Origin of the sequence: Shigella sp. FC1661 (assembly GCF_001712525.1) — a bacterium.
Taxonomy (GTDB): Bacteria; Pseudomonadota; Gammaproteobacteria; order Enterobacterales; family Enterobacteriaceae; genus Escherichia; species Escherichia coli.
The window spans coordinates 20302-28431 of record NZ_MDGW01000299.1 but is presented as its reverse complement, the minus strand read 5'-3'; the positions used below and the strand labels follow the sequence as shown (position 1 = coordinate 28431).

The window sequence follows — 8130 nt, the reverse complement described above, 5'->3', positions numbered from 1 at the left end:
GTACCGGGCTGAGAGGCGGTGTAAGTGAACTGTAGTTGCCATGTTTTACGGCAATGAGAGCAGAGATAGCGCTGATGTCCGGCAGTGCTTTTGCCGTTACGCACCACGCCTTCAGTAGCGGAGCAGGAAGGACATCTGATGGAAATGGAAGCCACGCAAGCACCTTAAAATCACCATCATACACTAAATCAGTAAGTTGGCAGCATTACCCTGCGCGGGAACAAAGTAAAAATAATGACGAAGTAAACGGAGCATGGCAGCTCCGTTTCATTTGAAAGGAATTAATTAATCAGGCCGGGGAAAATCCCCTTAATACCAGTAACGATAAATTCAATCCCCAATGCCATCAGCAATAGCCCCATAATACGCGTAATCACGTTGATGCCGGTCTGGCGTAAAACCCGTACCAGCCAAGGTGCCATGCGGAACAATCCCCAGCAACATAAAGCGAACAATGCAATAGCCACAAAGAAACCAAACAGATAGCTAATGCTGTGATAACGCGTACCCCAGACGATGGTAGAACTGATCGCCCCTGGCCCCGCCATCAACGGCAACGCCAATGGCACCACACCAATGCTTTCACGTACCGCGGTTTCTGATTTTTCTTGCTTGTTCTGTTTATCCTCGCCAAGCTTGCCGCTGATCATCGACATCGCTATCGTCACCACCAGGATGCCCCCGGCGATACGGAACGAATCAATTGATATACCAAAAAGTTGCAGAATCGTGTCGCCGAGAAAAAGCGAGATCCACAAGATAATGGCCACAGACAGGTTGGCTGTAAGGTTAGTTTTGTTTCGCGCTGCCGCTGTCTGATAACTGGTCATGCTGATAAAGACGGGAATAATCCCTACCGGGTTGACCAGCGCAAATAACCCGATGAAAAATTTGAAGTAAACGGGAAAATCAAAAAAGGTCTGAATCACGGTTAGCTCCGAAGCAAAAGCCGGATAATGTTAGCCATAAATAAGGTTGAAAAGACGCGCTGACAATACGCCTTTTGACAGCATTTTTCACCTCCTAACTACTTAAAATTGCTATCATTCGTTATTGTTATCTAGTTGTGCAAAACATGCTAATGTAGCCACCAAATCATACTACAATTTATTAACTGTTAGCTATAATGGCGAAAAGCGATGCTGAAAGGTGTCAGCTTTGCAAAAAATTTGATTTGGATCACGTAATCAGTACCCAGAAGTGAGTAATCTTGCTTACGCCACCTGGAAGTGACGCATTAGAGATAATAACTCTAATGTTTAAACTCTTTTAGTAAATCACAGTGAGTGTGAGCGCGAGTAAGCTTTTGATTTTCATAGGTTAAGCAAATCATCACCGCACTGACTATACTCTCGTATTCGAGCAGATGATTTACTAAAAAAGTTTAACATTATCAGGAGAGCATTATGGCTGTTACTAATGTCGCTGAACTTAACGCACTCGTAGAGCGTGTAAAGAAAGCCCAGCGTGAATATGCCAGTTTCACTCAAGAGCAAGTAGACAAAATCTTCCGCGCCGCCGCTCTGGCTGCTGCAGATGCTCGAATCCCACTCGCGAAAATGGCCGTTGCCGAATCCGGCATGGGTATCGTCGAAGATAAAGTGATCAAAAACCACTTTGCTTCTGAATATATCTACAACGCCTATAAAGATGAAAAAACCTGTGGTGTTCTGTCTGAAGACGACACTTTTGGTACCATCACTATCGCTGAACCAATCGGTATTATTTGCGGTATCGTTCCGACCACTAACCCGACTTCAACTGCTATCTTCAAATCGCTGATCAGTCTGAAGACCCGTAACGCCATTATCTTCTCCCCGCACCCGCGTGCAAAAGATGCCACCAACAAAGCGGCTGATATCGTTCTGCAGGCTGCTATCGCTGCCGGTGCTCCGAAAGATCTGATCGGCTGGATCGATCAACCTTCTGTTGAACTGTCTAACGCACTGATGCACCACCCAGACATCAACCTGATCCTCGCGACTGGTGGTCCGGGCATGGTTAAAGCCGCATACAGCTCCGGTAAACCAGCTATCGGTGTAGGCGCGGGCAACACTCCAGTTGTTATCGATGAAACTGCTGATATCAAACGTGCAGTTGCATCTGTACTGATGTCCAAAACCTTCGACAACGGCGTAATCTGTGCTTCTGAACAGTCTGTTGTTGTTGTTGACTCTGTTTATGACGCTGTACGTGAACGTTTTGCAACCCACGGCGGCTATCTGTTGCAGGGTAAAGAGCTGAAAGCTGTTCAGGATGTTATCCTGAAAAACGGTGCGCTGAACGCGGCTATCGTTGGTCAGCCAGCCTATAAAATTGCTGAACTGGCAGGCTTCTCTGTACCAGAAAACACCAAGATTCTGATCGGTGAAGTGACCGTTGTTGATGAAAGCGAACCGTTCGCACATGAAAAACTGTCCCCGACTCTGGCAATGTACCGCGCTAAAGATTTCGAAGACGCGGTAGAAAAAGCAGAGAAACTGGTTGCTATGGGCGGTATCGGTCATACCTCTTGCCTGTACACTGACCAGGATAACCAACCGGCTCGCGTTTCTTACTTCGGTCAGAAAATGAAAACGGCTCGTATCCTGATTAACACCCCAGCGTCTCAGGGTGGTATCGGTGACCTGTATAACTTCAAACTCGCACCTTCCCTGACTCTGGGTTGTGGTTCTTGGGGTGGTAACTCCATCTCTGAAAACGTTGGTCCGAAACACCTGATCAACAAGAAAACCGTTGCTAAGCGAGCTGAAAACATGTTGTGGCACAAACTTCCGAAATCTATCTACTTCCGCCGTGGCTCCCTGCCAATCGCGCTGGATGAAGTGATTACTGATGGCCACAAACGTGCGCTCATCGTGACTGACCGCTTCCTGTTCAACAATGGTTATGCTGATCAGATCACTTCCGTACTGAAAGCAGCAGGCGTTGAAACTGAAGTCTTCTTCGAAGTAGAAGCGGACCCGACCCTGAGCATCGTTCGTAAAGGTGCAGAACTGGCAAACTCCTTCAAACCAGACGTGATTATCGCGCTGGGTGGTGGTTCCCCGATGGACGCCGCGAAGATCATGTGGGTTATGTACGAACATCCGGAAACTCACTTCGAAGAGCTGGCGCTGCGCTTTATGGATATCCGTAAACGTATCTACAAGTTCCCGAAAATGGGCGTGAAAGCGAAAATGATCGCTGTCACCACCACTTCTGGTACAGGTTCTGAAGTCACTCCGTTTGCGGTTGTAACTGACGACGCTACTGGTCAGAAATATCCGCTGGCAGACTATGCGCTGACTCCGGATATGGCGATTGTCGACGCCAACCTGGTTATGGACATGCCGAAGTCCCTGTGTGCTTTCGGTGGTCTGGACGCAGTAACTCACGCCATGGAAGCTTATGTTTCTGTACTGGCATCTGAGTTCTCTGATGGTCAGGCTCTGCAGGCACTGAAACTGCTGAAAGAATATCTGCCAGCGTCCTACCACGAAGGGTCTAAAAATCCGGTAGCGCGTGAACGTGTTCACAGTGCAGCGACTATCGCGGGTATCGCGTTTGCGAACGCCTTCCTGGGTGTATGTCACTCAATGGCGCACAAACTGGGTTCCCAGTTCCATATTCCGCACGGTCTGGCAAACGCCCTGCTGATTTGTAACGTTATTCGCTACAACGCGAACGACAACCCGACCAAGCAGACTGCATTCAGCCAGTATGACCGTCCGCAGGCTCGCCGTCGTTATGCTGAAATTGCTGACCACCTGGGTCTGAGCGCACCGGGCGACCGTACTGCTGCTAAGATCGAGAAACTGCTGGCATGGCTGGAAACGCTGAAAGCTGAACTGGGTATTCCGAAATCTATCCGTGAAGCTGGCGTTCAGGAAGCAGACTTCCTGGCGAACGTGGATAAACTGTCTGAAGATGCATTCGATGACCAGTGCACCGGCGCTAACCCGCGTTACCCGCTGATCTCCGAGCTGAAACAGATTCTGCTGGATACCTACTACGGTCGTGATTATGTAGAAGGTGAAACTGCAGCGAAGAAAGAAGCTGCTCCGGCTAAAGCTGAGAAAAAAGCGAAAAAATCCGCTTAATCAGTAGCGCTGTCTGGCAACATAAACGGCCCCTTCTGGGCAATGCCGATCAGTTAAGGATTAGTTGACCGATCCTTAAACTGAGGCACTATAACGGCTTCCACAACAGGGAGCCGTTTTCTTATGCCACTTCTCAATGATCTGCTCGATTTCAGTGACCATCCGCTTATGCCTCCGCCCTCTGCACAACTATTTGCAGAACACCTTCCCACCGAGTGGATACAACACTGCCTGACGCTTTCTGCTCATGCGACCGTTCGCCGCCGTCGTTTACCGGGGGACATGGTTATCTGGATGGTGGTGCAATGAGCCAATTACCGATGTTGTTCGCCGTCTGAACCTGAGCGCGGATGGCGAAGCGGGGATGAACCTGCTGGCCCGCAGCGCTGTCACCCAAGCGCGTCAGCGCGTGGGGGCCGCCCCAGTGGAATGGCTCTTCCGCCAGACCGCACAGACAGGGGCGCGGAACGTTACCTGAAGGATGACTGGCACGGCCTGCAACTTTTTGCCATTGATGGCGCACAGTTCAGGACACCTGATAAACCCGAGCTGCGTGAATATTATGGGTCTGCCAACACATCCACTAAGCGGCAGAACGCCTACCCGGTTATGCGTCTGGTGGCCTTAATGAACCTGGGAAGTCACATTCTGCTGAATGCCGTGACCGCACCTTACCGGCAGAGCGAAACTGTGCTGGCCCACTCCATGCTCGCCACCATCCCGGATAACTCTATTACGTTGTTTGATAAGCTTTTTTACAGCGAAGACCTGCTGCTAACGCTGAACCAGAAGGGTTGTAACCGCCACTGGCTACTGCCTGCGTGGAAGAATATCGCATCAGAAATGATAGAGCTGGGAAACACGGCGTCACCAGGGACCATCCCGAAACGACTGGAGCATCTTCGGGGTGCTCTGGAAGTGGTGTTCATAACAAAACGCCCCCGACCATCAAGGCCGAGGTCGGTTAAGATATCAAAAACCCGTTATCCTGTGAAACATAGTGCCGCTCCTCTTAAGTGAACGGCATTGCCCTTCTGGGGCCGTATTTTTTGTTTACCCAAAGTAACTTTTCCATAAACCGACAGCATTAGCCTTCATCATATTTGCGACGATGTATAACGCCTAAACACAGGGATATTGTACTTTACAGGTCACAAGTCAACGTCGGTGCTTAAGAGCCCTGTGAGGCGTATAGCGGCGTTAAAAAACTGCCGAGAAGGGTATATAGCCCGGAAGAAGTGCGTAAAACGAACTGACAGGATAAAAGTGCCCTGCTCACCCTGTCAGTAAAGAAATTCTTATTAATCGTGGCGATGCCTTTCCTGAATAGCCGTTAATGAGCCGACTTGTAACGCCTCTTTATAGTGTTTACGGCATACAGAAACGTATCGTTCATTATCACCAATTACCACCTGCTCACCTTCGTTATAAGGTCTGCCTGCTTGATCAAGACGCAGCACCATGCTTGCTTTACGGCCACAAAAACAGATGGTTTTTAATTCAACCAGTTTGTCGGACCATGCCAGTAAGTATTGGCTGCCAATAAATAATTCACCTCGAAAATCGGTACGTAAACCATAACAAAGTACGGGTATATCGAGTTGATCGACAACCTCCGATAATTCATATACTTGTTGTCTGGTTAAAAACTGGCATTCATCAACCAGTACGCAATGAATTGCCTGCTGTTCATGTTCCGCACGAATCTCATCAAATAATGATGAATTTTGGTTAAATAATTTTGCAGGCGATGACAAACCTATACGCGAACTGACTTTCCCGGCACCAAAGCGATCATCAATTTCTGCCGTATATACGACAGTGCGCATGCCGCGTTCTTGGTAATTATATGAAGATTGCAACAATGCTGTAGACTTACCCGCATTCATTGCGGAATAGTAGAAATATAGCTGTGCCATCAGCCACAGGCCCTCAATGATATGAAATAAAGTTGGCTGGAGTTTATCATAATTCGTCAGTTTTTCAGCTCAACAGTATGCACAGAAGTGGGTATATGCGTTCTCCCTTACGAAGCCTTGCATAATCCTTCTGAGCTATCATTACAACTGCCTCGCTTGTTATAAGCGGGTAAATGACTGCTGGTAACTATTCACAATCTTTAACCTGTTGCGCAAGTAATAGCCCTCTGTTGACCTCCAGGAGATAGTGCAATACTAAGTCCATGCTCTTATTGCGACTGTTCTACTTTTCATCATTCGCTTAATAGGGAATTCTCGTAAACACAACTAATACAGAAGACTGAAAGGTCGTCAGCCTACGATAATCTCCCCATAAAATGTGACATGAATCAGGAAGTTTTAACCTCACGTGCTGCGAAATCATCGGTGTAAATAGGGCTATATGCCGCGTCTTTTCTGGCTAATTTTATGAAAAGATATTTATTGGCGGCACAAAATAAAGAACAATTTTGAATTCCTTACATTCCTGGCTATTGCACAACTGAATTTAAGGCTCTATTATTACCTCAACAAACCACCCCAATATAAGTTTGAGATTACTACAATGAGCGAAGCACTTAAAATTCTGAACAACATCCGTACTCTTCGTGCGCAGGCAAGAGAATGTACACTTGAAACGCTGGAAGAAATGCTGGAAAAATTAGAAGTTGTTGTTAACGAACGTCGCGAAGAAGAAAGCGCGGCTGCTGCTGAAGTTGAAGAGCGCACTCGTAAACTGCAGCAATATCGCGAAATGCTGATCGCTGACGGTATTGACCCGAACGAACTGCTGAATAGCCTTGCTGCCGTTAAATCCGGCACCAAAGCTAAACGTGCTCAGCGTCCGGCAAAATATAGCTATGTTGACGAAAACGGCGAAACTAAAACCTGGACTGGCCAGGGCCGAACTCCAGCTGTAATCAAAAAAGCAATGGATGAGCAAGGTAAATCCCTCGACGATTTCCTGATCAAGCAATAATCTTTTGTAGATTGCAATTGCTTAAAATCCCGCCATCGGCGGGATTTTTTATTGTCCGGTTTAAGACAATTTAATAAGAATAAGCTATAAAAAAACGGCGTCGATTGTTCAACGCCGTTTCGTGGATAACACCGATATGGATGTTACTTCTTAATGCCCATCTCTTCTTCAAGCCAGGCTTTAAATTCCGTGCCAAGGGTGTTATGACGAATACCGTATTCAACGAAGGCCTGCATGTAACCTAATTTATTACCGCAGTCATGGCTCTTCCCTTTCATATGATAGGCTTCCACCGTTTCTTTTTCGATCAGCATATCAATTGCGTCGGTGAGCTGAATTTCATCACCAGCTCCCGGAGGGGTTTTTGCCAGCAACGGCCAAATATCCGCGCTAAGTACGTAACGACCCACAATAGCGAGATTAGACGGCGCAACATCCGCTTTCGGTTTTTCTACCACACCAACCATCGGTACACTTTCACCCGGCGCTAATTCAACGCCTTTGCAATCCACAACGCCATATGCGGTCACATCAGCAACCTGTTCAACCATGATCTGGCTATGACCCGTTTCATCAAAGCGGCGGATCATCTCTGCTAGGTTATCCTGTGACAAATCGGATTCATATTCATCCAGAATAACATCAGGCAAATAACAGCTACCGGTTCATCACCCACTACCGGGTGAGCACACAATACCGCGTGTCCCAGGCCTTTCGCCAGCCCCTGACGAACTTGCATAATAGTCACGTGCGGCGGACAAATAGACTGCACTTCATCAAGCAGTTGACGTTTTACACGTTTTTCCAGCATTGCTTCCAGTTCAAAACTGGTATCAAAGTGGTTTTCAATCGAGTTTTTAGATGAGTGCGTAACCAGCACAATTTCAGTAATGCCAGCCGCAATACATTCATTCACGACGTATTGAATTAATGGCTTATCGACAAGTGGCAGCATCTCTTTCGGGATGGCTTTCGTCGCCGGCAACATCCTGGTTCCTAATCCCGCAACGGGGATAACGGCTTTTTTGACTTTCGTATTAATGGCAGCCATTTAAATTCTCCTGGACTGTTCGTGTTTTGAACGTGTTCATATTTCTGTATCGCATCCCAG

Annotated in this window: 6 protein-coding genes and 2 pseudogenes; 3 read left to right on the top strand and 5 right to left on the bottom strand. The window is 47.5% G+C overall.

The window, feature by feature from the left end:
* The 3 genes from BFF42_RS16280 to ychE (BFF42_RS27300) all read right to left on the bottom strand — a co-directional run.
* Positions 1–155, bottom strand: a 155-nt coding sequence (locus tag BFF42_RS16280) for an IS1 family transposase (protein ID WP_001348782.1), incomplete at its 3' end; no start/stop codon positions are given.
* A gap of 126 nt (positions 156–281) precedes the next feature.
* Positions 282–929 carry an NAAT family transporter YchE gene (gene ychE / locus BFF42_RS16275; protein ID WP_000616553.1) on the bottom strand — a complete coding sequence of 216 codons (648 nt, stop codon included), beginning with the start codon at positions 927–929 and terminating at the stop codon, positions 282–284.
* A gap of 30 nt (positions 930–959) precedes the next feature.
* Positions 960–1013 carry a protein YchT gene (gene ychE, locus BFF42_RS27300; RefSeq protein WP_211180492.1) on the bottom strand — a complete coding sequence of 18 codons (54 nt, stop codon included), beginning with the start codon at positions 1011–1013 and terminating at the stop codon, positions 960–962.
* A 393-nt stretch (positions 1014–1406) separates the two neighbouring features.
* Between ychE (BFF42_RS27300) and adhE the strand changes: the two genes are divergently transcribed.
* Together adhE and BFF42_RS16265 are read left to right on the top strand one after the other, a co-directional pair.
* Positions 1407–4082, top strand: a complete 2676-nt coding sequence (adhE, locus tag BFF42_RS16270; RefSeq protein ID WP_000301651.1) for a bifunctional acetaldehyde-CoA/alcohol dehydrogenase — start codon at positions 1407–1409, stop codon at positions 4080–4082.
* A gap of 123 nt (positions 4083–4205) precedes the next feature.
* A pseudogene (locus tag BFF42_RS16265) lies at positions 4206–5102 on the top strand (IS4 family transposase).
* 281 nt (positions 5103–5383) lie between these two features.
* On the opposite strand, the gene tdk reads toward BFF42_RS16265, so the two are convergent.
* Positions 5384–6001, bottom strand: coding sequence for a thymidine kinase (gene tdk, locus BFF42_RS16260; protein ID WP_000068073.1), 618 nt, complete (start codon positions 5999–6001; stop codon positions 5384–5386).
* A gap of 604 nt (positions 6002–6605) precedes the next feature.
* Between tdk and hns the strand changes: the two genes are divergently transcribed.
* Positions 6606–7019 carry a histone-like nucleoid-structuring protein H-NS gene (gene hns / locus BFF42_RS16255; RefSeq protein ID WP_001287378.1) on the top strand — a complete coding sequence of 138 codons (414 nt, stop codon included), beginning with the start codon at positions 6606–6608 and terminating at the stop codon, positions 7017–7019.
* 143 nt (positions 7020–7162) lie between these two features.
* Here hns and galU read toward each other — a convergent pair.
* Positions 7163–8070, bottom strand: a pseudogene (galU, locus tag BFF42_RS16250) (UTP--glucose-1-phosphate uridylyltransferase GalU).
* Between the last annotated feature and the right edge of the window lie 60 nt (positions 8071–8130).